This window comes from Schaedlerella arabinosiphila, assembly GCF_003885045.1.
Lineage (GTDB): Bacteria > Bacillota > Clostridia > Lachnospirales > Lachnospiraceae > Schaedlerella > Schaedlerella arabinosiphila.
In genome coordinates, this window is sequence record NZ_RHJS01000002.1 from 5,039,184 (window position 1) to 5,064,912 (window position 25,729).

At 46.6% G+C, this 25,729-nt stretch carries 16 protein-coding genes, 7 tRNA genes and 3 rRNA genes; 23 read left to right on the forward strand and 3 right to left on the reverse strand.

The window, feature by feature from the left end; translation table 11 throughout:
- The first annotated feature begins 150 nt into the window (after positions 1–150).
- The 17 genes from EBB54_RS23875 (at position 151) to rsmI (ending at position 13,766) form a co-directional block, all read left to right on the forward strand.
- Positions 151–867, forward strand: coding sequence for a lysophospholipid acyltransferase family protein (locus EBB54_RS23875; RefSeq protein ID WP_125129271.1), 717 nt, complete (start codon positions 151–153; stop codon positions 865–867).
- A 200-nt stretch (positions 868–1,067) separates the two neighbouring features.
- Positions 1,068–1,155 (forward strand) — tRNA-Ser (locus EBB54_RS23880).
- 487 nt (positions 1,156–1,642) lie between these two features.
- A 16S ribosomal RNA gene (locus EBB54_RS23885) occupies positions 1,643–3,175 on the forward strand.
- A 101-nt stretch (positions 3,176–3,276) separates the two neighbouring features.
- A 5S ribosomal RNA gene (gene rrf / locus EBB54_RS23890) occupies positions 3,277–3,394 on the forward strand.
- Positions 3,395–3,688: 294 nt separating this feature from the next.
- Positions 3,689–6,582, forward strand: a 23S ribosomal RNA gene (locus EBB54_RS23895).
- The 16S, 23S and 5S rRNA genes sit together here with 7 tRNA genes alongside, the layout of an rRNA operon.
- Before the next feature lie 98 nt (positions 6,583–6,680).
- Positions 6,681–6,754 (forward strand) — tRNA-Asp (locus tag EBB54_RS23900).
- 6 nt (positions 6,755–6,760) lie between these two features.
- Positions 6,761–6,833 (forward strand) — tRNA-Val (locus tag EBB54_RS23905).
- Positions 6,834–6,847: 14 nt separating this feature from the next.
- Positions 6,848–6,929 (forward strand) — tRNA-Tyr (locus EBB54_RS23910).
- Positions 6,930–7,020: 91 nt separating this feature from the next.
- Positions 7,021–7,093 (forward strand) — tRNA-Thr (locus tag EBB54_RS23915).
- 30 nt (positions 7,094–7,123) lie between these two features.
- A tRNA-Met gene (locus tag EBB54_RS23920) sits at positions 7,124–7,197 on the forward strand.
- A 20-nt stretch (positions 7,198–7,217) separates the two neighbouring features.
- Positions 7,218–7,290 (forward strand) — tRNA-Phe (locus tag EBB54_RS23925).
- Positions 7,291–7,374: 84 nt separating this feature from the next.
- On the forward strand, positions 7,375–9,060 hold the full coding sequence (locus EBB54_RS23930; protein WP_125129272.1) for an aminotransferase class I/II-fold pyridoxal phosphate-dependent enzyme: 1,686 nt from the start codon (positions 7,375–7,377) through the stop codon (positions 9,058–9,060).
- 251 nt (positions 9,061–9,311) lie between these two features.
- The gene (locus EBB54_RS23935) at positions 9,312–9,887 is read left to right on the forward strand and encodes a guanylate kinase (RefSeq protein ID WP_125129273.1); all 576 of its coding nucleotides are present in this window, start codon (positions 9,312–9,314) and stop codon (positions 9,885–9,887) included.
- A 189-nt stretch (positions 9,888–10,076) separates the two neighbouring features.
- The gene (gene holB / locus EBB54_RS23940) at positions 10,077–11,072 is read left to right on the forward strand and encodes a DNA polymerase III subunit delta' (RefSeq protein ID WP_125129274.1); all 996 of its coding nucleotides are present in this window, start codon (positions 10,077–10,079) and stop codon (positions 11,070–11,072) included.
- A gap of 74 nt (positions 11,073–11,146) precedes the next feature.
- Positions 11,147–12,025 carry a PSP1 domain-containing protein gene (locus EBB54_RS23945; RefSeq protein WP_125129275.1) on the forward strand — a complete coding sequence of 293 codons (879 nt, stop codon included), beginning with the start codon at positions 11,147–11,149 and terminating at the stop codon, positions 12,023–12,025.
- Positions 12,022–12,717, forward strand: coding sequence for a tRNA1(Val) (adenine(37)-N6)-methyltransferase (locus tag EBB54_RS23950; RefSeq protein ID WP_125129276.1), 696 nt, complete (start codon positions 12,022–12,024; stop codon positions 12,715–12,717). Before EBB54_RS23945 ends, EBB54_RS23950 begins: the two co-directional genes overlap by 4 nt.
- A gap of 203 nt (positions 12,718–12,920) precedes the next feature.
- Complete coding sequence (gene rsmI / locus EBB54_RS23955) at positions 12,921–13,766, forward strand: 16S rRNA (cytidine(1402)-2'-O)-methyltransferase (protein ID WP_125129277.1); 846 nt, start codon at positions 12,921–12,923, stop codon at positions 13,764–13,766.
- Positions 13,767–13,966: 200 nt separating this feature from the next.
- Here rsmI and EBB54_RS23960 read toward each other — a convergent pair whose 3' ends face one another.
- Together EBB54_RS23960 and EBB54_RS23965 are read right to left on the reverse strand one after the other, a co-directional pair.
- Entirely contained in the window at positions 13,967–14,632 is a 666-nt protein-coding gene (locus EBB54_RS23960; protein ID WP_125129278.1) for an ABC transporter ATP-binding protein, read from the reverse strand.
- Positions 14,633–14,803: 171 nt separating this feature from the next.
- A complete protein-coding gene (locus EBB54_RS23965; RefSeq protein ID WP_125129279.1) occupies positions 14,804–15,334 on the reverse strand; it encodes a spore maturation protein in 531 nt (176 codons plus the stop codon).
- Positions 15,335–15,539: 205 nt separating this feature from the next.
- Here EBB54_RS23965 and EBB54_RS23970 point away from each other — a divergent pair, with 205 nt between their 5' ends.
- The 3 genes from EBB54_RS23970 (at position 15,540) to EBB54_RS23975 (ending at position 18,607) form a co-directional block, all read left to right on the forward strand.
- Positions 15,540–17,618 carry a DUF885 domain-containing protein gene (locus EBB54_RS23970; RefSeq protein WP_125129280.1) on the forward strand — a complete coding sequence of 693 codons (2,079 nt, stop codon included), beginning with the start codon at positions 15,540–15,542 and terminating at the stop codon, positions 17,616–17,618.
- Between the two features lie 71 nt (positions 17,619–17,689).
- Positions 17,690–17,839 carry a hypothetical protein gene (locus EBB54_RS30265; RefSeq protein WP_162307191.1) on the forward strand — a complete coding sequence of 50 codons (150 nt, stop codon included), beginning with the start codon at positions 17,690–17,692 and terminating at the stop codon, positions 17,837–17,839.
- A 138-nt stretch (positions 17,840–17,977) separates the two neighbouring features.
- On the forward strand, positions 17,978–18,607 hold the full coding sequence (locus tag EBB54_RS23975; RefSeq protein WP_125129281.1) for a nucleoside recognition domain-containing protein: 630 nt from the start codon (positions 17,978–17,980) through the stop codon (positions 18,605–18,607).
- 68 nt (positions 18,608–18,675) lie between these two features.
- On the opposite strand, the gene EBB54_RS30725 is transcribed toward EBB54_RS23975, so the two are convergent.
- The gene (locus EBB54_RS30725) at positions 18,676–18,921 is read right to left on the reverse strand and encodes a hypothetical protein (RefSeq protein ID WP_193554386.1); all 246 of its coding nucleotides are present in this window, start codon (positions 18,919–18,921) and stop codon (positions 18,676–18,678) included.
- 686 nt (positions 18,922–19,607) lie between these two features.
- Between EBB54_RS30725 and EBB54_RS23985 the strand changes: the two genes are divergently transcribed.
- From EBB54_RS23985 to EBB54_RS23995, 3 genes are all read left to right on the forward strand, one after another.
- Positions 19,608–21,233, forward strand: coding sequence for an AAA family ATPase (locus tag EBB54_RS23985; RefSeq protein WP_330554598.1), 1,626 nt, complete (start codon positions 19,608–19,610; stop codon positions 21,231–21,233).
- A gap of 92 nt (positions 21,234–21,325) precedes the next feature.
- A complete protein-coding gene (locus tag EBB54_RS23990) occupies positions 21,326–22,330 on the forward strand; it encodes a DUF5688 family protein (protein ID WP_125129282.1) in 1,005 nt (334 codons plus the stop codon).
- Between the two features lie 180 nt (positions 22,331–22,510).
- Positions 22,511–25,714, forward strand: coding sequence for an Ig-like domain-containing protein (locus tag EBB54_RS23995; RefSeq protein WP_125129283.1), 3,204 nt, complete (start codon positions 22,511–22,513; stop codon positions 25,712–25,714).
- The last annotated feature ends 15 nt before the right edge of the window (positions 25,715–25,729 follow it).

The window sequence follows — 25,729 nt, forward strand, 5'->3', positions numbered from 1 at the left end:
TCTATAAAAAGTGACATAAGAAAATAATTCGTTTACAATAAACAATTTTTAATAGATTCATACTTATATCAATATTAAAACATTCGTATCTGTGAGTATTCTATATAGATACGAATATTTATAGTAAAAACAGCAAAGGATAAAGACGATATGAGACGAATTGTATTGATGGTAATCAGAAATATCTTATTAGTACCGATCATGTGGTTTAAGCTATGTTATTATGCCTCTCATGTAGATAAATATACTGAAGAAGAACGCTATAAGATGTTAAGATTCATAGATCACCGGGCAAATATAGGAGGGAATGTTGACATAGAGATCCATGGACTCGAAAACATTCCGAAAGAAAGCGGATTTATGTTCTTTCCAAACCATCAGGGGTTATATGATGTTCTTGCTATTATAGAAGCTTGTCCGGTTCCTTTTTCTGTTGTAGCCAAAAAGGAAGTGGAGAATATTCCATTCCTAAAGCAGGTATTTATATGTCTGAAAGCCTATATGCTGGACCGCAATGACGTGCGCCAGGCTCTTCAGATTATCAACAATGTAGCAAATGAGGTTCAGAATGGAAGGAATTATCTCATTTTTGCAGAAGGCACCCGGTCAAAAAATGGAAACCGTGTCGGAGAATTTAAAGGCGGCAGCTTCAAATCAGCCACCAAAGCAAAATGTCCGATTGTCCCGGTTGCCCTGATTGATTCATTCAAGCCATTTGATACAAAATCTATCAAACATGTAAAAGTGCAGGTACATTTTCTCAAGCCGTTATACTATAATGAATATAAAGAAATGAGAACGACTCAGATTGCCGCGCTGGTTCATGACAGAATCCAGGATACGATCGACAGACATGAGTATCAATAATAGAAGAATTTTGCTTATCATTTTACAAAGCATCAATAAAATTTAAGAAAAATAAAAAAAGCGTTGACATTCTTTATTTTGTTATGTATAATAAGCAATGCATTGTTGCGTATACCTTATTGAACAGAACTTCGATAAGCGTAGCATTTGAATAATATGAATAAGAACCTGTCCCATTGACAGGTCATAATTCAGAATCCGGAGAAATACTCAAGAGGCTGAAGAGGCGCCCCTGCTAAGGGTGTAGGTCGGGGAACCGGCGCGAGGGTTCAAATCCCTCTTTCTCCGTTCGATATTCAATCAACAAACTACTGGCCATCCAGTAGTTTTTACATTTGACTAGATGATGTAGTTATGATTGAATATCAAAAATTGCAGTAAATTATAGTATCAAAATGCGGCAGACGAAAAAAGTTGAAAAAAATCGAAAAAAACTATTGACATCTGATCAAGCAAGTGATATTATATGCAAGCTGACTCGTGAGAGCCAGCCAAGTAAAAAGGAGTTCGAAAAAAACTTCAAAAAACTTGAAAAAAGTTCTTGACAAGCGAAAAGCGATGTGATAATATATATAAGCTGTCGCTTGACAGAGAAAGAAAACGAACCTTGATAATTAAACAATAGACAACGATCCTTGAAAATTTCTTAAAGAGAGAAATTCAAAGAACGAGCATCAAGAGAGAAATCAAAGGATGCACCTCCGCTTCATAAGGAAGCGGGAGACAGTAAAAAAGGATGGATTAGCCAGAAAGGTTGATCCTGACGGAAAGAACTTATAACGAGAGTTTGATCCTGGCTCAGGATGAACGCTGGCGGCGTGCTTAACACATGCAAGTCGAGCGAAGCACTTTTTTAGAACTCTTCGGAGGGAAGAGAGGGTGACTTAGCGGCGGACGGGTGAGTAACGCGTGGGCAACCTGCCTTACACAGGGGGATAACAATTAGAAATGATTGCTAATACCGCATAAGACCCCAGTACCGCATGGTACAGAGGTAAAAACTGAGGTGGTGTAAGATGGGCCCGCGTCTGATTAGGTAGTTGGTGGGGTAGAAGCCTACCAAGCCGACGATCAGTAGCCGACCTGAGAGGGCGACCGGCCACATTGGGACTGAGACACGGCCCAAACTCCTACGGGAGGCAGCAGTGGGGAATATTGCACAATGGGGGAAACCCTGATGCAGCGACGCCGCGTGAGTGAGGAAGTATTTCGGTATGTAAAGCTCTATCAGCAGGGAAGAAAATGACGGTACCTGACTAAGAAGCCCCGGCTAACTACGTGCCAGCAGCCGCGGTAATACGTAGGGGGCAAGCGTTATCCGGATTTACTGGGTGTAAAGGGAGCGTAGACGGATAAGCAAGTCTGATGTGAAAATCCGGGGCCCAACCCCGGAATTGCATTGGAAACTGCATATCTAGAGTGTCGGAGAGGCAAGTGGAATTCCTGGTGTAGCGGTGAAATGCGTAGATATCAGGAGGAACACCAGTGGCGAAGGCGGCTTGCTGGACGATGACTGACGTTGAGGCTCGAAAGCGTGGGGAGCAAACAGGATTAGATACCCTGGTAGTCCACGCCGTAAACGATGACTACTAGGTGTCGGGAGGCAAAGCCTTTCGGTGCCGCAGCCAACGCAATAAGTAGTCCACCTGGGGAGTACGTTCGCAAGAATGAAACTCAAAGGAATTGACGGGGACCCGCACAAGCGGTGGAGCATGTGGTTTAATTCGAAGCAACGCGAAGAACCTTACCTGGCCTTGACATCCCGGTGACAGCGAAGTAATGTTCGTTTTCCTTCGGGACACTGGAGACAGGTGGTGCATGGTTGTCGTCAGCTCGTGTCGTGAGATGTTGGGTTAAGTCCCGCAACGAGCGCAACCCTTACCTTCAGTAGCCAGCATATTAGATGGGCACTCTGGAGGGACTGCCAGGGACAACCTGGAGGAAGGTGGGGATGACGTCAAATCATCATGCCCCTTATGGCCAGGGCTACACACGTGCTACAATGGCGTAAACAAAGAGAAGCGACCACGCGAGTGTGAGCGAATCTCAAAAATAACGTCTCAGTTCGGATTGTAGTCTGCAACTCGACTACATGAAGCTGGAATCGCTAGTAATCGCAGATCAGAATGCTGCGGTGAATACGTTCCCGGGTCTTGTACACACCGCCCGTCACACCATGGGAGTCAGTAACGCCCGAAGCCGGTGACCCAACCTAACCAGGAGGGAGCCGTCGAAGGCGGGACGGATGACTGGGGTGAAGTCGTAACAAGGTAGCCGTATCGGAAGGTGCGGCTGGATCACCTCCTTTCTAAGGAAGAAAGAAGTAAAGTGCGTTGTCTATTGTTTAGTTATCAATGAGCGAGTGCCAAAAGGCACAAGCGAAATACAACAGAAGATAACTAAGACATTTCTGGCGGCGATGCGCCCGGGGGCAACACCCGTACCCATCCCGAACACGATGGTTAAGGCCCGGGCGGCCGATGGTACTACACTGGCGACGGTGTGGGAGAGCAGGTGGCCGCCAGATTAAAAAAGAGAGCTGTGGAAGGGGAGAGCGGAAACAGCACTGATGCACCTTGAAAACTGCATACGAAGAAATAAAAAACTTATAGATAGAGATATCGATAAGAAAGAGCAGGATTAATATAGAGAGGAATTGATATATTGATCCACTCAAGACATCCGAGGTAATGTTAACAAACATGACCAGACCCGAAAGGGTCACTGGAAGACAACCAGGAAAAAAATGAGTCAACCACCAACGCATGCAACGCTATGCATGTGTAGCCCAGCGCCTCACCCGTAGGCGAGAGGGCGAGTTGGTTATGCTGATAAGAGCGTATGGCGGATGCCTTGGCACTAAGAGCCGATGAAAGACGTGATAAGCTGCGAAAAGCTTCGGGGAGGAGCAAATATCCATTGATCCGGAGATATCTGAATGGGGAAACCCACCTGAGCAGACCTCAGGTATCCCTGACCCAATCCATAAGTCAGGGAAGGGAACCCGGTGAACTGAAACATCTAAGTAGCCGGAGGAAGAGAAAACAACAGTGATTTCCAAAGTAGCGGCGAGCGAAATGGAAGGAGCCCAAACCGGGATGCGTGTCATCCCGGGGTTCGGACCGCGGAATTGATTCAGTGAGCTTAGCAGAATGGTTTTGGGAAAGCCAGCCAAAGAGGGTGAAAGCCCCGTAAGCGAAAGGTGAACTGACAAGGCGGTATCCAGAGTACCACGAGACACGTGGAACCTTGTGGGAACGTGCGGGGACCACCCCGTAAGGCTAAATACTACTTAGTGACCGATAGCGCATAGTACTGTGAAGGAAAGGTGAAAAGGACCCCGGGAGGGGAGTGAAAGAGAACCTGAAACCATACGTTTACAAGCTGTGGAACCACGATAGATGTGGAACCGCGTACTTTTTGTAGAACGGTCCGGCGAGTTGCGCTGGCTGGCAAGGTTAAGGACTAAAGGTCCGGAGCCGAAGGGAAACCGAGTCTTAATAGGGCCGGAGTCAGTCGGAGCAGACCCGAAACCGGGTGATCTATCCATGTCCAGGCTGAAGTTGCCGTAAAAGGCAATGGAGGGCCGAACCCACATCCGTTGAAAAGGGTGGGGATGAGGTGTGGATAGGGGAGAAATTCCAATCGAACCCGGAGATAGCTGGTTCTCCTCGAAATAGCTTTAGGGCTAGCCTCATACAAGTCTTGCGGAGGTAGAGCACTGAATTCCTAAGGGGGCGTCAAAGCTTACCAAGGGATATCAAACTCCGAATGCCGCGTAGATGGTGTATGGGAGTCAGACTGTACGAGATAAGTTGGACAGTCGAGAGGGAAAGAGCCCAGACCTGCGGCTAAGGCCCCAAAATGTGTGTTAAGTGGAAAAGGATGTGGGATTTCAAAGACAACTAGGATGTTGGCTCAGAAGCAGCCATACATTAAAAGAGTGCGTAATAGCTCACTAGTCGAGAGGTCCTGCGCCGAAAATGTCCGGGGCTGAAACACACTGCCGAAGCCTAGGAACCATCGAATGATGGCTGGTAGAGGAGCATTGGGTACGGGAAGAAGCAGTACCGAAAGGAGCTGTGGACTGTACCGAAGAGAGAATGCCGGAATGAGTAGCGAGAGGAAGGTGGGAATCCTTCCGGCCGAATATCTAAGGTTTCCAGGGTAAAGCTGATCTGCCCTGGGTAAGTCGGGGCCTAAGGCGAGGTCGGGAGACGTAGCCGATGGACAACAGGTTGAAATTCCTGTACTGCCATATGACAGAACTGTGGGGACGCAGAGAGGAGAGCACGAGCCGGGATTGGAAAGACCGGTGTAAGCGAAGTACCAGTACATCAGGCAAATCCGGTGTATAATGGGAGAGCGTGATACGGACCGAATTAAAGTAGGGAAGCGTGTGGCCGAGCTGCCGAGAAAAGCCGCTATTGTTCATATGGTACCCGTACCGTAAACCGACACAGGTGGATGAGGAGAGGATCCTAAGGCCGACGGGAGAAGCATTGTTAAGGAACTCGGCAAAATGACTCCGTAACTTCGGGAGAAGGAGTGCCATAGAGATGTGGCCGCAGAGAATTGGCCCAAGCAACTGTTTAGCAAAAACACAGGTCTATGCGAAACCGAAAGGTGAGGTATATGGGCTGACGCCTGCCCGGTGCTGGAAGGTTAAGGGGAGAGGTTAGCGCAAGCGAAGCTTTGAACTTAAGCCCCAGTAAACGGCGGCCGTAACTATAACGGTCCTAAGGTAGCGAAATTCCTTGTCGGGTAAGTTCCGACCCGCACGAAAGGCGTAATGATTTGGGCACTGTCTCAACAATGCACCCGGTGAAATTGAAATACCAGTGAAGATGCTGGTTACCCGCGCCAGGACGGAAAGACCCCATGGAGCTTTACTCCAGCTTGACACTGGGACTCGGTATTGCATGTACAGGATAGGTGGGAGGCAAAGAAGTGGCGACGCCAGTTGCCATGGAGCCGACGTTGGGATACCACCCTTGTAGTGCTGGGTTTCTAACCAGCGGCCGTGATCCGGCCGTGGGACAATGTCAGGTGGGGAGTTTGACTGGGGCGGTCGCCTCCGAAAGGGTATCGGAGGCGCTCAAAGGTTCCCTCAGAATGGTCGGAAACCATTCGAAGAGCGCAAAGGCATAAGGGAGCTTGACTGCGACACCGACGGGTGGAGCAGGTACGAAAGTAGGACTTAGTGATCCGGTGGTATAAAGTGGGATTGCCATCGCTCAACGGATAAAAGCTACCCTGGGGATAACAGGCTTATCACTCCCAAGAGTTCACATCGACGGAGTGGTTTGGCACCTCGATGTCGGCTCATCGCATCCTGGGGCTGGAGTAGGTCCCAAGGGTTGGGCTGTTCGCCCATTAAAGCGGTACGCGAGCTGGGTTCAGAACGTCGTGAGACAGTTCGGTCCCTATCCGGCGCGGGCGTAGGATATTTGAGAGGAGCTGTCCTTAGTACGAGAGGACCGGGATGGACCGGCCGCTGGTGAATCTGTTGTTCCACCAGGAGCATGGCAGAGTAGCCAAGCCGGGCGGGGATAAACGCTGAAGGCATCTAAGCGTGAAGCCCCCCTCAAGATGAGATATCCCATGAAGTTAATTCAGTAAGACCCCTTGAAGACGACGAGGTAGATAGGGCGGAGGTGGAAGTGCAGTAATGTATGCAGCTGACCGTCACTAATAGGTCGAGGGCATAACCAAGAGGTGGTTGATGCTTGAAAGAGCAGTAAGGATAGGATAAATGATTATTTCTTTCTTCGTGTGTAGTTTTGAAGGTGCATTTTCAAAATGAATAATATGGCCCAGTGGCTCAGTTGGTTAGAGCGCCGCCCTGTCACGGCGGAGGTCGAGAGTTCGAGTCTCTTCTGGGTCGTTTTATGGGGTCTTAGCTCAGCTGGGAGAGCATCTGCCTTACAAGCAGAGGGTCATAGGTTCGAGCCCTATAGGCCCCATTTAAAGAAAAAACGGATGGATTCCCGAGTGGCCAAAGGGGGCAGACTGTAAATCTGTTGCAAGTTGCTTCGGTGGTTCGAATCCACCTCCATCCATCAGCCGTGAGGCTTGTTTATAGATAATTTGCATGAGGAATTACATGTACCCATTTTGGGTACAATGTAATGACGTGCAAGCAGTTAGCTTGCCGATGTGGCTCAATTGGCAGAGCAGCTGATTTGTAATCAGCAGGTTATCGGTTCGAGTCCGATCATCGGCTTTGTTCCAAAAGGAACACATAATTGAATATCGCGGGGTGGAGCAGTCTGGAAGCTCGTCGGGCTCATAACCCGAAGGTCGCAGGTTCAAATCCTGCCCCCGCAACTCATGACGATAAGTCATATGCCCAGATAGCTCAGTTGGTAGAGCAGAGGACTGAAAATCCTCGTGTCACTGGTTCGATTCCGGTTCTGGGCATTTTTTGTTGTTTAAAATACCGATTTTTCGGTATTTTTTTATACCACGGAAATAGAGGGAAGTGAAAAATGAAGGGAGTATGATGTGGAAAACTTATATGAAAAATTAAGTTCATATGCGGAATCGGATTATTATGGTTTTCACATGCCGGGGCATAAAAGAAATCGGAACGTAACAGGTGTTAGCCTTCCATATGGGATTGATATAACGGAAATAGAGGGATTTGACGATCTGCACCATGCGAAAGGTTTTTTGAAGCAGGCTCAGGAACGGGCGGCAGAGGTATTTCATGGGGAGGAGACTTGCTTTTTAATCAATGGGAGTACGGTTGGAATCTTGAGCGCGGTTCTGGGCTGTACACAGCGGGGAGATAAAATTCTAATGGCAAGAAACTGCCATAAATCTGTGTATCATGCGGTATATATGAATGAACTGGAAGCGGAATATTTATATCCGGTGTTTGATCGGGAGCTGAACGGCGAGGTCAGACCTGAAGATGTGCAGCGCATTTTAGAGGAAGAGAGGATTATTGCTGAAAAAGGGAAGAGAACTAATTCTGAAATGAAGAAAAGAGTTAATTCTGAAAGGGAGAAGAGAACTGATTCTGAAATGAAGAAAAGAGTTAATTCTGAAAAGAAAACAAGAATTAGTTCTGAAAAGGAGAAAATCCGGGCGGTTGTGATCACATCTCCTACCTATGACGGTGTTGTTTCTGACGTGGCGCGGATTGCGGAAATCGTACATGCTTATGGGATTCCTTTGATTGTGGATGAAGCGCATGGGGCGCACTTTGGATTTCATCCGTATTTTCCGGAAAACTCGAATGTAAAGGGCGCGGATGTTGTAATTCACAGTATCCACAAAACGCTTCCGGCTTTGACACAGACAGCGTTGATCCACATGAATGGTATATTTGCGGACAGAGAGAAGATAAAAAAATATCTGCATATTCTTCAGACAAGCAGTCCTTCTTATATTCTGATGGCGGGAATAGACGCGTGTGTTGGCTGGCTTGGCAGTGAAAAAAAGGATGCTGCATTTGATGATTATGTTAAACTGCTTAAGGAAACCAGGAATCAGTTGAAAAAGCTGCGGCATCTTCAGATGATTGAGACAGAGAATTTTGATTTTTCGAAAATTGTGATTTCTGTGAAGGGGACAAGATATTCGGGCAGGGAATTATATAAGCTCCTTTTGGAAAAATATCATTTGCAGATGGAGATGGCCGCGGGGACTTATGTGCTGGCAATGACGTCGGTTGGGGATATAAGAGAAGGATTCCAGAGACTTGTACAGGCATTGCATGAGATTGACGGGAATCTGGAGAAAGAAAATGGGTTGCCATTAAGCGGGATTGATCGGAATTTGGAGAAAGAAAATGAGCCGATCTTAAGTGTGATTGTCAAGAAACTGAAGGAAGAAAATCCGTGGCCGTTAAGCGAAAGTGAACTTACGTTGGATTCGGAGAATGGCGGAATCGGATTGACTGCCGCCGGGATTCCCAGACTGGAACAGGTTTTTTCGAGTTCGAAGGCAGAACAAGCAGGGAAGCAGAATCCGGAAAGTGTAAGTGCATTGCCGTGGTCTTGCTGTTGTGGGAAAATTTCTATGGAATATGCATATATATATCCGCCAGGTATTCCTCTGATTGTTCCCGGCGAAAGGATTTCGGAGGAGGTTATTGCAAGGATTGAGGAATACAGCAGAATGGGATTTGACATTGAAGGGATGAATAAGAGCGGATATATAACGATCATGGATTCGACGTAATAGGTAAACTGCAATTCTTGTGTAAAATGGAAAGATTTCCACCTGTACAATTGGATGTTCTTTGAGCATCCAATCCACCTCATTCATTCGTAAAATCCGTGCTTCTCACATTTTACGAATGAATGAGGTGGGTTGCTAATCCAAAGTCGCATTTTCATTGCAATAGATTGCATAAAAATGTGACTTCGGATTGCAACCGTATAGATGGAAAAATTTTGGTTTCGGTTTATCCGGGTTAGGAAAAAGGAGATATGGGAAAAATTTACTATATTATGGGGAAAAGTGCATCGGGGAAGGATTCGATTTTTAAGGAAGTAAAAAAAAGGATGCCGGAATTGAAGGATATTGTTTTATATACTACAAGGCCGATTCGGGAAAATGAGACTGAAGGGGTGGAGTATCATTTTGTGGATGAAGAATTTTTGCGGGGGATGCAGGAGAAAAAGCGTGTGATTGAGCTGCGGTCGTATAATACGAGATGTGGAATCTGGAAGTATTTTACTGCGGATGACGGACAGATCGACCCGGAAAAATTTGATTATCTTACGATTGGTACGCTGGAATCTTATGCCGCGATGAAAACGTATTTTGGAGAGGAGCAGGTGGTGCCGCTTTATGTGGAAGTGGAGGATGGACTGAGGCTTGCCAGGGCTGTGGAGCGGGAACGGAGCCAGACAGATCCGAAGTATGCTGAGATGTGCAGAAGATTTCTGGCTGATTCTGAGGATTTTTCGGAGGAAAACCTGGAAAAGGCGGGAATAAAAAAAAGATTTGAAAATGTGGAATTTGGGGAATGTGTGGATAAAATCTGCCGATATATAAATTGAATATGCAGAACAGATTTTTTCATGGAAAATATATAAAAAAGTATGTTAATAAGAAATTATATGTTATACTTATAGAGCGAACAAAAGATCTGCCGTGTATTTTGCATGGTATCTGATCCGCAGCAATCAGTAAAGGGATGGAAGGTTATTTTTTACTTGAAAAGATAAAAGAGACAGCAGGTGATAAAAATGAGTGGGTTTAAGGAAATTATTGGACATAAGAATATCATCCAGTATATAGAAAAGGTTTCCGCTTCGGACATGGTTTCTCATGCGTATATTATGAATGGGGAGAAGGGCTCCGGGAAACGGCTTCTGGCGGATTTTTTTGCAATGGATCTGCAGTGCGAGAATAGAGATCCTGACGGGGAAGCCTGCGGGAGGTGCAGGTCCTGCAGCCAGGCTATGAGCGGCAACCATCCGGATATCATTTTTATCAGGCATGAGAAGTCGACGACCATCAGTGTGGATGAGATCAGAACGCAGTTGAATAATGATATTGTGATCAGACCATATTCCAGTAAGTATAAGGTTTATATTGTTCCACATGCAGATATGATGAGCGTACAGGCGCAGAATGCGCTTTTGAAAACGATAGAAGAACCGCCGGAGTACGCGGTGATCATTCTTTTGACGGAGAATGCGGAAGTGCTGCTCCCGACGATCCGTTCCAGGTGTGTGATCTTGAAGCTGCGCAATATCAAGGATCAGCTTATCAAAAAATATCTCATGGAGCAGATGGAGATTCCGGATTATAAAGCGGATATCTGCGCGGCATTTGCACAGGGGAATATGGGGAAGGCAATCTCACTTGCAAGCTCCGAGCATTTCAATGATATCAAAGAGGAGATTGTGCATTTGCTTCGGGATATCAATGAGATGGAGACGGCGGAGCTGATCGAGGCTGTGAAAAAATGTTCGGAATTTAAGCTGGATATCAATGATTATTTTGATATGATCGCGATCTGGTATCGGGATGTGCTGATTTATAAGGCGACGCTGAGCGTGGACAGGGTTGTTTTTTCGGATCAGCTTAAGTATATTAAGGAGCGGGCGAGCAAAAGTTCTTATGAGGGGATCGGGGTCATCATTAGTGCTCTCGAGACGGCAAAGGCACGTTTGAAAGCGAATGTAAACTTTGAACTGACGATAGAGCTGCTGCTGTTGACAATCAAAGAGAATTAATTCAGAACAGCAGGCCGCATGACCCGTTTTCAGTAAAAATCAGATTATTATACATTTTAAGGAGAATAGAAAGTATGGTAAAAGTAATTGGCGTGCGCTTCCGGACGGCGGGAAAGATTTATTTCTTTTCACCGGGAAAATTTCAGGTCGAGCAGGGGAGCCATGTGATCGTGGAGACTGCCCGCGGCGTGGAATATGGCTGGGTGGCCAGCGGTCCGATGGATGTCAAGGACGAGGAAGTGGTGCAGCCGCTCAAATCTGTGATCCGTATTGCGACGGAGCAGGACAGGCGAACCGTGGAAAAAAATAAGGAAAAAGAAAAGGAAGCATTTCGTATCTGCCAGGAGAAGATCCAGAAGCACGGGCTTGATATGAAGCTGATTGACGCGGAATATACGTTTGACAACAATAAGGTTTTGTTTTATTTTACGGCGGACGGGCGGATTGATTTCCGGGATCTGGTGAAGGATCTGGCTTCTGTGTTCCGTACCAGGATTGAGTTGAGACAGATCGGGGTGCGGGATGAGACGAAGATCAGGGGCGGTATCGGGATCTGCGGCAGATCATTGTGCTGCAGCACCTATTTGTCGGAATTTTCCGCGGTGTCGATTCGGATGGCAAAGGAGCAGAACCTGTCCCTGAATCCGACGAAAATTTCCGGGGTGTGCGGAAGGCTGATGTGCTGTCTGACAAATGAGCAGGAGATTTATGAGGAATTGAACCACCATCTTCCGTCTGTCGGGGATTCTGTGACGACCTCGGACGGGCTGAAGGGAACGGTGCATTCTCTGAGCGTACTGCGTAAACTGGTGAAGGTGATCGTGAATCTGGAAAATGACGAGAAGGAGATCCGGGAGTATCATGTGGACGACCTTCGTTTTAAACCGAGACGCAGGAAACAGAAGATATCCAAGGAAGAACTGAAGGAACTTGGGGAGTTGGAGAAGGAATGACGGATGCATATTTGAAGCCCGGGGAACGTCTGGATGATCTGCAGCTCAGCGGGTATATGATCATCCAAGATCCGGAGCGGTTCTGTTTTGGTGTGGACGCGGTGCTTTTGACGGATTTTGTGAAGGTGAAGACGGGGGAGCGTGTGCTGGATCTGGGTACGGGAACCGGGGTGATTCCTATTTTGCTGGAAGCGAAGACGAAAGGGGCGCATTTTACCGGGCTGGAGATCCAGGAGGAAAGCGCGGATATGGCGAGACGCAGCGTGCTGTACAACGGGATTTCGGAAAAAGTCGATATAGTGACGGGGGATATCAAAGAGGCGGCGGAGATTTTCAAAACGGCCTCTTTTGACGTCATTACGACAAATCCCCCGTATATGCGGGGGCAGCACGGCCTGGAAAATCTGTCGGATGCCAGAACCATCGCCAGACATGAGGTGCTCTGTACGCTGGAGGATATCCTGCGGGAGAGCGCCAGGATACTGCCGGAGAGCAAGGGCAGATTTTATATGATACATAAGCCGTTCCGGCTGGTGGAAATCCTGAATATGATGTGCCGGTACAAGATTGAACCGAAGCGGATTCAGTTTGTGCATCCCTATGTGGACAAGGAGCCGACCATGGTGCTGATCGAAGGCATGAAAGGCGGAAAATCGCGGGTTACGATTGAGCCGCCGGTGGTGATGTATTAGTGTAGTGACCGCATTATCTCGTTCAGCCCCCTTGCAGTCTGGAAATCCATTCTGCGTCATTTGACAGAAAGTAAATGTGTCAGTACACTAGACAATTGCCGAAAACGGGAGCTCTGACGGCATTTCCAGATCATGATACGGGAATTTTTTTCAGGCGGCTGTCCAACGGCAGATAGTTTATTTGATTGATAAGAGGGACGATTATGTCAGGAACGTTATATTTATGTGCGACTCCCATCGGGAATCTGGAGGATATTACTTTCCGGGTTGTGCGGACATTGAGGGAAGTGGATCTGATCGCGGCGGAGGATACACGCAACAGCATCAAGCTTCTGAATCATTTTGAAATACAGACGCCCATGACCAGTTATCACGAGTATAACAAGTTTGAGAAGGGCAGGAAGCTGGTGGAAAGGCTTCTGGGCGGGGAAAATATCGCGCTGGTGACGGATGCGGGGACACCGGGGATTTCTGATCCGGGGGAAGAGCTGGTGAAAATGTGTTACGACGCGGGGATTTCTGTGACTTCTCTTCCGGGGCCGGCTGCGTGTATCACGGCGCTGACCATTTCCGGACGGGAGACGAGACGGTTTGCATTTGAGGCATTTCTTCCCAGTGATAAGAAGGAAAGACTTCAGGTTCTGGAGGAATTGGAGCGGGAGACCCGGACGATGATTCTGTATGAAGCGCCCCACCGGCTGGTGAAAACGCTGAAGCTGCTGGCGGAACACCTGGGGGAAATGCGGCCGGCGACGGTGTGCAGGGAACTGACAAAACGGCATGAGACGGCATTTCTTACGACGCTGGGCGAGGCGGCGGCCTATTATGAGACAAATGAACCGAAGGGCGAATGTGTGCTGGTGGTGGCCGGAAAAACCAGGGAAGAGGTGGCCGAGGAGAAAAGATCCCGCTGGGAAGGAATGGGGATTGAGGAGCATATCCAGATGTACCTGGATCAGGGGATGGATCGGAAAGAGGCCATGAAACAGGCGGCTAAGGACCGGGGAGTGCCGAAGCGGGAGATTTACAATGCTTTGGTTCAGCGTTAGAGAAGGGACGCCGCAGGCGCGGCCAGCTTATTGATATGTAAAAACGTGCTGGCGCAGACGATTGTTTCATATCAATGAGCTGATGCAGGCGCTTTCTGCGGATAGATGCATTGTCGGATTGCTGCCGTACTGTTGGAATGTGTTTGTTCCGCTGGGATATGTAAGGGATATTTCGGCGGAGTTTTTTATGTTTTCCTGAATCAGACTTCGTATTCTTCTGCCGGGATGATTTCTCCGTCTTTCATGAATATGATTTTTTTCTTCAGGTTGATGGCCTCCTGATAGTCGTTGGTAATGTACAGGGTGGTGAGTTTTAATTCCTGGTTGATGCGCAGGACGTCCCGGAGCATTTCCGCGCGGCGGCGGGCATTTCCTTTGGAAAAATCTTCATCCACAAGAAATACTTTCGGATGGCATACGATGGCCCGGGCAAGGGCTGTTTTTTGTTTTTGCGCTTCTGTGATGGAGCGGATTTTTTTATTTAAAATATCTGGAATTTGTAAAAATTCTGCGGCCGACTGTACACGGCTGTCGATGATATTTCTCGGAAAATCCCGAAGGGTGAGGCCCAGACCAATGTTTTCGTAGACGTTGAGCCCGGGGTAGAGCGCGTAATTTTGAAATGCCATGGACAGACGGCGATCCCTGGGTAATACTTCGTTCAGCAGAACATCCCCGAGATAGATCTCGCCGGAGGTGATCTCTTCCAGACCGCCGATCATACGCAGTATTGTGGATTTGCCGCATCCGCTGGGGCCGTGGAATGTGACAAATTCTCCGTCTTCAATAGAAAGAGAAACATTTTTTACGGAAAGAAATCCGTTTGGGTAGGTCTTGTTGAGATTTTTGAGTGTTATGCCGGACATAGTGGGAGTCCTCCTTTTGTACGATTCTTTTGTCAGAATATCGTATCTTTAATAGATTCATTTTATCATATCAGACACTTTTAGACAAGATGGATTCAAATGGTTACTGTTTACGCTTCAATGGGCCGGATGGGTTGCAGTTCGCGGCCGGTCAGTACGTGAACCGCAACTTCAAGTGGGATACTGCATTGCCAGGAATACGCTGGCTGCCAGTCCGGCCAGGGTGGAAATCAGGGCGCCGGGCAGGGTGTAGCGGGTTTTTGTGACTTTTGCGGTCATGAAGTAGACGCTCATGGTATAAAAAATGGTCTCGGTACAGGACATGGAGATGGAGGCGATCCGTCCGCAAAGGGAATCTGTGCCGGAATCCTTGTAGATGTCCAGGAGCAGGCCGGTGGCTGCGGAGGAGGAAAACATTTTCACAATGGACAGGGGCACCAGTTCTCCGGGAAAACCGATTCGGGCGCTGAAATGTCCGATGATCTGGGAGATAAAGTCGAGAAATCCGGATGCGCGCAGGATTCCTACGGCTACCATCAGGCCGATGAGTGTGGGCATGATTTTGACAACGGTGAGAAAACCATTTCGAGCTCCGATGATGAAATTGTCGTATACATTGACTTCACGCAGAATGCCGTAGGCTACGATGGCGAGGATCAGGAAGGGGACGATAAAATCGGATATGTACAGGAATAGCTGCATGGGAAACCTCTTTATTTTGAAAGTCATTCTTTTATTTTTATGAGACTTTGGGGGAAATTTAGAACAGGGGGATATGGGGGTTACGGCAGATGATATCAGATTTGTCTGCTGGGCTGAAGGATTCTCAAAAATACAGTTTGTCTCAACAGAATAATCATTTTTTCGCGGGCATAGATATGAATTAAAGAAAAATCTCGGAGTGTCTATGTCGAAATTTCAAAAATACATATTTGATTGGGCGGAGTCTGCATGTCCTGTGTGGAAATCCACTATGGGGAGAAAATTTGTCAGGCTTGTTTTTGTCTTTTTTGCTGCATTTTTGATTTCATTTTTTTTGCAGGGATGCCGGAAACAGACGCCGGAAGAATCAAATCTGGCCTTTGAAAAATTTACAAACGAGTTATTTTGTCAGGAAACATCGTCGAATACGATCAGCCTGCACTATACTCTGCGGAATCCGGAGGACTACGGAATCCAGAAAATTCCGATTACATACGGGATGTATGAAACGGATGAAAATATGGTGAGGGCTTCGGTGGAAAATATTCAGCGTGCATTGGAAGCATTTGACCCTGAGGAATTGTTTGTCTCGAATCAGCTGACTTATGATGTCCTGGATTATTATATGGAACGGCTGAAGGAGGACGCGGAGTTTACTTTATATGAGGAACCTCTGGGGCTGGTCAGCGGGATACATACGCAGCTTCCGGTATTGCTGTCGGAATATCAGTTTTATGACCGGGAGGATGTGGATATTTATCTGGAGCTGATGAAAAAAACGCCGGATTATTTCCAGTCGCTGATCGAATTTGAGCAGGCAAAATCGGATGCGGGGCTGTTTATGTCGGACAATGCGGCAAATCAGGTCATTGAGCAGTGCAGAGTATTTATGAATATGGGGGAGAGTAATTATCTGATTTCTACATTCGTAGACCGGATTCAGCAGTTAAGCGGGATCAGCGAGGAGGAGAGGAGTACTTATATCCAGAGAAACGCGCTGATGCTCAGCAGTTATGTGCTTCCGGCGTATTCGAAGCTCAGCGCGGAGGTGCAGAGGATGATGGGGAGCGGAAAAAATGAACAGGGGCTTTGTTATTTTCCGGAGGGAAAGGAGTATTATGAGCAGGTCGTGAGGATGTCTACGGGATCCGAGAGGTCGGTAGCGGATATGAAAGAGCTGACGAAGAAGCAGATTGTAGAAGATTTGGAGGCCATGGAACGCGTCCTGGGAATTACGGAAAATGAAAAAATTGGGGATTTACCGCGGAGGGGGAATGCAGAGAACAGTGGAAGTGCAGCGCAGGGGGAAAGTGTGGATAATGACGGAAGTGCAGCACAGGGGGAAAGTGTGGATAATAGCGGAAGTGCGTCACAGGGGGAGAATACGGAGAACAGCGGAAATGCAGCACAGGGGGAAAGTGTGAATAATGGTGGAAGTGCGTCGCAGGGGGAACATGTGGATTTAAGGGAGCAGGTATCTCAGGAAGCGGCGGCCTTGATTGGGAATCCGGAATTGGCGCATGAGGCGGCGGCTATGGATACCGCGAATCCGATCAGTATTTTGAATGGACTGAAAAAGGAGATTGGGAAGGCATTTCCTGCGGCTCCGGATACTACGGTCAGTGTGAAATATGTGCCAGAGGCTCTGCAGGGAAATTTGAGCCCCGCGTTTTATATGATTCCGGCGATTGACAGCTATAAGGAAAATGTGATTTATGTCAACCAGGCCCACATGGGAAATCCGCTGATATTGTTTACCACACTTGCGCACGAAGGATTTCCGGGGCATTTGTATCAGAATGTGTATTATGCGGGGACGGACCCGGACCCGGTGCGCAGTATGTTCAGCATTGGAGGGTATATTGAGGGGTGGGCGACTTATGCGGAGATGTGCAGCTATTATTTGGCGCCGATCACGAAGGAGCAGGCGGTTATTTTACAGAAAAACAGTTCTATCATTCTTGGGCTGTATACGCTGGCTGATATCGGAATCCACTATGAGGGATGGAGCCGGACAGATCTTCTGGCATTTTTTTCCAATTATGGAATCCAGGATGTAAATACGGTGAACCGTGTCTATGACCTGATTCTTGGATCTCCGGGAAATTATGCAAAATATTATATTGGTTATGTGGAATTTCTGGAATTGAAAAAGAAGGCCGCGGCGGAAAAGGGGACGGATTTTTCACAGAAGCAATTTCATGAGGATGTACTCAAGACGGGGCCTGCGCCATTTGAGCTGGTGGAGAAATATATGGGGAAATGTGAGGATGGGGGAGAGTGAAAGAGATGGCTGATCGACGGTGGTCAGCCGTTTTTTTGTTGGAAAGCCTGCGATAGTGAACAGTTTAAAATTTGGGAAATATGATATATACGGATTCGGAAATCATGAATCTGCTGGCTAATGGAATTGAGAAGAAGCATTATATGGAAGACGGGACGTTCGGTTATTCGGAGGGAGTGGATGCGTTACAAGAAAAACAGGTGGTCAGGACGGAGATATAATACAGGATAAGCATATGGGACAGGCAGAAGGAAATATATTGATATAGGGCTGCAAAAAGAGCGGCTGCCGCGCCGGATATTACGGGGTGGATCTGTTCTGTATATGCGCGGCCATGACTATAACATTCGGGAGGGGCTATGAATTATCTTTGGGCTGGTATGATCATTGTGGGAATTATTTTCGGCGCGTTTAACGGGAAGATGCCGGAGGTTACCAATGAGGCGCTGGATTCCGCGAAGGAGGCGGTGACGCTGTGCATTACCATGATGGGAGTGATGTCGTTCTGGGTGGGGATGATGGAGATTGCCTCCAAGTCCGGGGTGATCGAGCTTGCTTCTAAAAAAATGGGGCCGCTGCTCAGGTTTTTATTTCCCGGGATTCCGGAGGGGCATCCGGCAAAGGAGCATATTGCGGTGAATTTTATCTCGAATTTCCTTGGGCTTGGGTGGGCGGCTACCCCTGCAGGATTGAAGGCTATGGAGGAATTGGAGAAGCTAGAGGAGGAACGGAGAAGGTATGACGGGAAGAGGACGGCAGGAAAAAGGCGGGCGGTTCCGAGAGGGGTGGCGAGCAATGAGATGTGTACGTTTTTGATACTGAATATCTCGTCGCTGCAGTTGATTCCGATGAATGTGATTGCTTATCGGTCACAATATGGGAGCGTGAATCCGACGGCAATCGTGGGGCCGGCGATCGCGGCGACGGCGGTGAGTACGGCGGCGGCGGTGGTGTTTTGTAAGGTCATGGAATGGAAGCGGAGGATATAAATTCTCCGCTTTTTTTGGTATGACACGCTATTGTTGGAAAAATCTATAAAGGATTATGGCACATAAAGCTAAATCTCACATGTTTCCTTTAAATGATATATTTCTGATAATGGCAGTTTGGTGATCTCCGCAATCTCTTCGGGTGTATCTTTTCCTCTGATAATTAGGCGGAGAGCAAATTCCTTTGTTGTTTTCAATGCTGTTTCCAATGCTGTTTCATTACGCATTTCTTCTAACATCCGGCACATAATCAACACTCCTTCCTCATCACTTTTAAAGTAGCGCACTCTGTAGGCCAATATCTTATAATTCATATCAGACGGGTCGGTACATGAGAAATCATGCATAAGCCGTCCTAAAGTAGTTTCATCCTGAATCTGTGAATTTACATAAATGATATGGGCATCATCCCAAAAATAATTCCCGGTTCCGTGACATTTACATCAATCAAACTAGAGTGGTATCTTGCCCGTTTTGGGATTGAACCCCGATCACTGCGCTGTATTTCGATGTTCAGTACATTTCCAGCACTGTCAATAGAAAGTATATCGAGCCTTGCGGAACGCCCTTGGAGATTTTTTATATTATATTAACTCTATTATCCATATAAAATTATCTATGTAATAGTGTTCGTATAACGATACTAAAAATACAGAAAAGGGGAAAGAAATTTTTGCGTTGAGTTTGTCTATGTTTTCCTGCCCCGTTCATTTTGCCCAATATTCTTTTTTCACCACTTTCCGTTCTGCTGGGGTGAGAAATCTATCTGGTGCAGATTTTCACGATGGCACATATCCATGACAGACTGCTTTAAATAAATCAGATAATTCTTTGTAAGGTGATGGAATGGAAGCGGAGGATATAACATCTTCCGAAAGTATATTGAGAGAAACTGCTTTTTAGGGTATACTAAGTAAAAGAGTATAGAAAGGTGGTAATGGAACTTGTCAATTTACAAAGACAAGTAATACAATCTCTTAATGGCTTGTCGGATAGATGAATGATAAACAATGAGGAGCGTGCAGGCATGGGTATATACTTAAATCCGGGAAATGAACAGTTTACGGCTTCTATCAACTCTGAATTGTATGTGGATAAGACGGAACTGATAAAATATACGAGCAGCCGTATCGGAAAAGACAGGCCATTGATCTGTTCCAGCAGACCGAGGAGGTTTGGAAAAACAATGGCGGTAACTATGTTGTCAGCATATTACAGCAAAGGATGTCATTCTGAAAGGTTGTTTGCTGGGCTTAAAATAAGTCGGAATGAATTTTTTAAAGTACATCTAAATAAGTATAATGTAATTTTTTTGGATATTCAGTGGATGTACGGGAATGCACTTGAGGAAATGAAAAGAAATTCTTCTGTTAAGGTGGTGAGTTATATTCAGGAACAGGTGATATCCGAGTTAAGAAAGGAATATCCAGAATGTGTCTTGGACACGGACATTTCATTGCCTTCTGTATTGGCTAAAATTAATGCTGAGACAAAGGAACAGTTTATCATTATGATTGATGAGTGGGACTGCCTGTTCCGAGAGGACAAAAATAATGAGAAGCTTCAAAAAGAATATATTAATCTATTAAGAGGTTTATTTAAAGGGACACCATCAGGGGCATTTTTAAAGCTTGCATATATTACGGGGATTTTGCCAATTAAGAAGTACGGCACACAGTCAGCTTTAAATAATTTCCGAGAGCATACAATGGTCAGTCCCAGACAGATGGCGGAATATGTTGGTTTTACAGAGACAGAAGTAAAGGCTATTTGTAAAGAACATGATATCCCATTTACAGAGATGCAAAGATGGTATGATGGATATTATTTTGAAAAGGCAGGACATATTTATAGCCCTAATTCTGTAATTGAAGCCGTAGACAGCGGGGAGTTCGGAAATTATTGGTCTGGAACAGAGACGTATGAGTCTTTGATGGCGTATATTGCAATGGATTTTGATGGACTAAGACAGATGATTGTAGATATGCTGGGAGGTCAGGGATGCAGTATTGATGTAGAATCATTTCAAAACGATATCACTTCATTTAACTCTGCAGATGATGTAATTACGCTGCTGATTCATCTGGGATATATGGCTTATGACGGTAAAACAAAAAAAGTTTTTATTCCGAATGATGAGGTAAGGAGTGTTTTTCTGCGGGCAATTAGAAATGATGGGTGGGAGGAGGTAATGAAGGCAGTCAGCGCATCAGAAGCCTTGCTTAAGGCGACTTTGGCGATGGACGAAAAAACTGTGGCGCAGATGATACAAGAAGTCCATATGCATAGTTCTTCCAGTTTGATATATAACAATGAGATTTCTTTGAGCAGCGTGATTGCGTTGGCATATTACAGTGCTTGCAGAGATTATACTCTTATAAGAGAACTGCCGGCAGGAAAGGGGTTTGCTGATATGGTATTCCTTCCTAAACGTACATCTTTAAATCCGGCGTTGGTTCTGGAACTAAAATGGGATAAAACTGCTGAGGGAGCGATAAGCCAGATTAAAAGTAAAGGATATGTGTCAGCCCTTAAAGAGTATAAGGGAAATATTTTGCTTGTTGGAATAAATTATGAAAAGAAAAATAAGAAGCATGAATGCAAAATAGAAAGGTTTAAAATGTAATCAGGCCGGGGATTAAGCAAATGGGCTTCCTGAGATTTTGTATATTGATCAGAATGGAAATGATAGAATAAAAAATAAACGGAGGTATGAAAATGGAATATAAGGAGTTTGTCAGCGAACTGCAAAAAAAAATTGAGGAAAAGAAACAGGAACTGGGTTATAACAAAATGGTCTTCATTGAGGATGGAGCCACATCGACGGATGAAAAGGAGCTTTCTATTATACGTGAAACAAACATCAAATATCACAAAACGGAGTCGGATGTGCTGATTGGTGATTATATCATCCTGTACCAATATAAGGATCAGAGAGAACAGATGTGCAGGTTTGACTGCGGGCAGTTGTATCAGAAGTATGAAAATGACAGTTGGGAGGCTGTGTGGGAACAGATTCTTTCTTCGATGGATTCCAGCAGAAAATTTATGGAACTGGGAATTATAAATCTGATCGAAAAAAATGAGTATGACCTGTTGAAAGACAAGCTTTTTATCCGACCGCTGAATTTCAATGACCACCGATATGAACTGAAAAACCATATTTACAGGCGCGTCGGCGATATGGTGCTGGTGCTCTATATTCTTGCAAGTGATGAAAATGACGGCAAAAGACATGATGTAATGTCTATTAAGATACCTAAATCTTCCATGCAGGCATGGGGGATAGCTGAAGAAGAAGTGTGGGAGAATGCGCTGAGCAATACATACATCATGGCGCCGCCGCGTATATACTTAAATGCGATGGACATCGTAAATCCACCTTATCACAGAGGCGCGTTCATGGCGTTGAACAGTGATATCACTTCACTTGCACCGAATGCAGTGCCGACTGTGACAACGACAGCGCAGATAAACGGCGCAATTGCCATGTTTTATCCCGGAGTAATGAAGCGTATAGCAGAGCTTTTCGGAGACGATTATTATATCGCTTTTACAGGCACCAGCGAAGCCAGACTTCATAAAAAAGGCACGATCCAGCCACGAAATATACTGATGCGGATCAAGCAGATGAACAAAGCCTTCGATCCGTCAGAAGTCCTGTCGAACAAGGTCTATTTGTACGAAACAGCGAATCAGGAGATGAGACAACTGGAGCTTTGATCAATCCGACGGCTATAGCGGTTCACAAAAAAATCACAAACCTGAGAAACGGTTCCATAAGAGGCAAATATTACAAGAAAAATTTTTGTTACAGCACTTGTATAACAGATCATCCGTCTGTATAATAAGATTCCGGCAGAGAAATGAATGCCGAAACAAAACAGACAGGAGAAAAAATGAATGACAAAATGGAAGAAAAATGCTAAAAAAGTACTGGTATTTTTTCTTGTTTTTGGATTCATCGGCGGAATGATGGATCATTTGCGGGTAACTGCGTCAGCAGCGGGAACAGAAGGAGAACAATTTCCAGGCACAGCAGCCGGCGTGACAGAAGATGAAACTGACAAATCCGAATGCGTATGCGTGCTTGCATGCACGGAAGAGGCAAAGTCGGCGGACTGCTCTCTGTGCAGGGAAGACGTTTCGGCCTGCAAAGGCCGGTCTCCGGAAGATCAGACGGGAAAACAGCCGGATGAAAACGGGGGCATGGAATCAGAAGATACAAAACCAGAGGATACGGATTCAAAAAACCCGGAATCAGAGGATACAGAGTCAGAGAATTTGGATTCAGCGGATCAAGATAAAAATGAGTCCGCAGGGATTTTGGCAGATTTGGAGGCGGCCCGGGTGGAAGAAATGATCAAAGAGCTTCCTTCACTGGAAGAGCTGAAAGCATTTGACCAGGAAGCGTTAAAGGCGGCTTATGAGCAGATCCAAAATGCGTTTGACGCATTTGAAAGTCTGGATGACAGCCAGAAAGCGATGCTCCCCGGAGCGGAGGAGCAGTTGAAAGAACTGCTGGAATATTTTACAACATTGATCATGCCGCTCTCAGCAACAGACGAAGATATAGAAAGAGCGCGGGACGCGATGACAGAGGCGATGGTCAACTGGGAGAGTGAAATTGATTTATCCGGCTATAACCTTACGGAAGAGGACATGAAAAAGATTTGCCCGGAGGTGATAGAGGATAACCCGGATCTCTTTTATGTGATGGATTACATTTACTTTACGGAACCAGGCACCGGGATTGTCCAGAATTGCAAGTTTACTTACAGTTCAGAGTATGACCGGAGCAGCGTTGCGGAGTACATGGCCGCTATCGACAAGGCATTTTCCGAGGTCATTGAAAATAATATGACCGATGAGCAGAAAGCCACGGCGCTGCATGATTATCTGGTGCAGCATATGGTTTACGACCAGAACGCGAACAACAATCTGGGGATTGAAAAGCGAAATGCATACGAAGCGCTGGTCAACGGCATAGGGGTCTGCCAGGGGTATACCCTTGCTTATGCCGCACTGCTGAACAAAGCAGGGATTGAGGTGGATTACTGCAAAAGCAAATCCATGAACCATATTTGGAATTACGTGAAACTGAACGGAAACTGGTATCATGCGGATCTTACATACGATGATGCAACTTCCGCCAGCCAGACCGGGGAGACCGGACATGTAAAGCATGATTATTTCCTGCTCAGCGATACAGCTATGAGCAGCAAAAACCATAGCTGGGATGCCAACGATATCACATGCGCGGATCCGTCCTATGACAATTCCTGGCATAAGACCGCGCCTATAAAGGAATCTGCGATTTATACGGTGAATGGCAGTTCCTATTATCTTAAAAAAGAAACGGTGGTCAACAACGCGGATATTTGCCGCGGCGCATCGTTGATCAAAAGAGACGCCAATGGAAATGAGACCCAGGTGGGAAGCTACGATATAGAAAATCTGGGAAATGGATGGCCCATGTTTCCGATGAGCTTTTCCAGACTTTCCTGCTCCAGAGGAATCTTATATTTTAATGTAGGAAATGCAGTCTATTCCTTCCAGCCATCCGTAGATGCGGAGCCGGTGAAAATTTACCAGTATGCGGATCAAGGCGGCCGGATCGTGACCGGACTGCTGGCGGAAGGAAACAGGATGACGCTGGAGATTTCTTCCAAGGCCGGAGCGATTGAGGAAAAGATCGTTGTATCTGCAGAAGGCGGGGAAGAACAGAAGGATTTTGGTTTCGCGGAAGATGCAAAGGCAGTCACTTACGGAGAACCGGAATTTACCATGACCGCCCAGGGAGCGGCGGAAGGAGCGGCTGTCAGCTACAGCAGTTCAGACCCTTCGGTGGCGTCGATTGATCCGGCATCTGGACTGGTCAGGATTCTGAAAGCAGGCAGCACAGTGATCACAGCCACGGCATCAGCCATCGGAAACAATCCGGAAGAAACGAGCACCTGCAGCCTGACAGTTTCCCCGAAGGCATTGGAGTGGGATACAGGCGCACTGGAAGCGGCGGACAGGCTGGATCTGATCAAAGACCTGAAAGCCACCCTTTACGGGGAACTGAGAGTGAAGGGAATCCTGGAAAAGGATGCTGAAGAGGTTTTATTCGACTGCCCGGCAGATAAGCTGTCCGGCGTCTATGAGACCGCGGCGGCAGGCAGCCAAAAAGTAACGCTTTCCTGGAAGAGCGCCCAGGACGAAGCGTCCCTCCAGGGAAATGGAAAAGAAAATTATACCATGCCTGTGGCTCTGCCGGAGATCACCGGCAGGATCAGCGCGTCCCAGGAGTTTCCCATGGATCCCGTGGATGGAAATGATTTCAAGATAGACGTGGAGAGCAGCATTACCCAGGTTCCGGATTCTTTTCAGAATAAAGAACATCTGAATACGCCCGGCAAGATCGAGCAGGGGATGAAGCTGAAGATCCGGGAGAAGGACAGCGGCATTGCGGAAAAGGATATAGCAGTTTACGATGTGGAGCTTCTTGTAAATATCAACGGAGCAGGATGGGAGAAGGTGACGAAAGACAATTTCCCGTCAGAGGGATTGACAATGACACTTCCTTATCCGTCCGGTACGGGAGAAAATACACATGATTTCATGGTAACCCATATGTTTACTGAGGATATGAATGGATTTCTCGCGGGGGATGTGGAATATCCTGCAGCGGATAAGACAGAGAAAGGAATTACATTTAAGGTAAACGGACTCTCACCGATTGCCCTAGGATGGAAGGCGGCGGACAATGGTTCTTCAGATGGAAGCGGAGACGGTGAAGGAGAAGGAAGCGGCGGCAGCGGTAACGGAAATGGAAACGGCAGCAGTGGAAATGGAAGTGGAAACGGCAGCAGTGGAAATGGAAGTGGAAGCGGCAGCAGCGGGAATGGAAGCGGAAGCAGTGGAAATGGAAGTGGAAACAGCGGGAATGGAAGTGGAAACAGCGGCAACGGCAATGCGTCCAATACGCCCGCAGTTCCCGGTACGCAGATAAACAGTCCTGTGACAGGCGATACTTCCCCGATGATGTTCTATGTCCTGCTGGCGGCAGCGGCATTCAGCGTGATACTTGGACTGTATATTAGAAAGAAAACGAACAAATAGGAAAATAGTTTTCCT

Excerpts from the sequence above, each read along its gene's own strand:
- EBB54_RS23875 (WP_125129271.1), top strand. The coding sequence starts at position 151 with ATGAGACGAATTGTATTGATGGTAATCAGAAATATCTTATTAGTACCG.
- EBB54_RS23935 (WP_125129273.1), top strand. The coding sequence starts at position 9,312 with ATGGGAAAAATTTACTATATTATGGGGAAAAGTGCATCGGGGAAGGAT.
- holB (WP_125129274.1), top strand. The coding sequence starts at position 10,077 with ATGAGTGGGTTTAAGGAAATTATTGGACATAAGAATATCATCCAGTAT.
- EBB54_RS23945 (WP_125129275.1), top strand. The coding sequence starts at position 11,147 with ATGGTAAAAGTAATTGGCGTGCGCTTCCGGACGGCGGGAAAGATTTAT.
- EBB54_RS23950 (WP_125129276.1), top strand. The coding sequence starts at position 12,022 with ATGACGGATGCATATTTGAAGCCCGGGGAACGTCTGGATGATCTGCAG.
- rsmI (WP_125129277.1), top strand. The coding sequence starts at position 12,921 with ATGTCAGGAACGTTATATTTATGTGCGACTCCCATCGGGAATCTGGAG.
- EBB54_RS23960 (WP_125129278.1), bottom strand. The coding sequence starts at position 14,632 with ATGTCCGGCATAACACTCAAAAATCTCAACAAGACCTACCCAAACGGA.
- EBB54_RS23965 (WP_125129279.1), bottom strand. The coding sequence starts at position 15,334 with ATGCAGCTATTCCTGTACATATCCGATTTTATCGTCCCCTTCCTGATC.
- EBB54_RS23970 (WP_125129280.1), top strand. The coding sequence starts at position 15,540 with ATGTCGAAATTTCAAAAATACATATTTGATTGGGCGGAGTCTGCATGT.
- EBB54_RS23975 (WP_125129281.1), top strand. The coding sequence starts at position 17,978 with ATGAATTATCTTTGGGCTGGTATGATCATTGTGGGAATTATTTTCGGC.
- EBB54_RS30725 (WP_193554386.1), bottom strand. The coding sequence starts at position 18,921 with ATGAATTATAAGATATTGGCCTACAGAGTGCGCTACTTTAAAAGTGAT.
- EBB54_RS23985 (WP_330554598.1), top strand. The coding sequence starts at position 19,608 with ATGATAAACAATGAGGAGCGTGCAGGCATGGGTATATACTTAAATCCG.
- EBB54_RS23990 (WP_125129282.1), top strand. The coding sequence starts at position 21,326 with ATGGAATATAAGGAGTTTGTCAGCGAACTGCAAAAAAAAATTGAGGAA.
- EBB54_RS23995 (WP_125129283.1), top strand. The coding sequence starts at position 22,511 with ATGACAAAATGGAAGAAAAATGCTAAAAAAGTACTGGTATTTTTTCTT.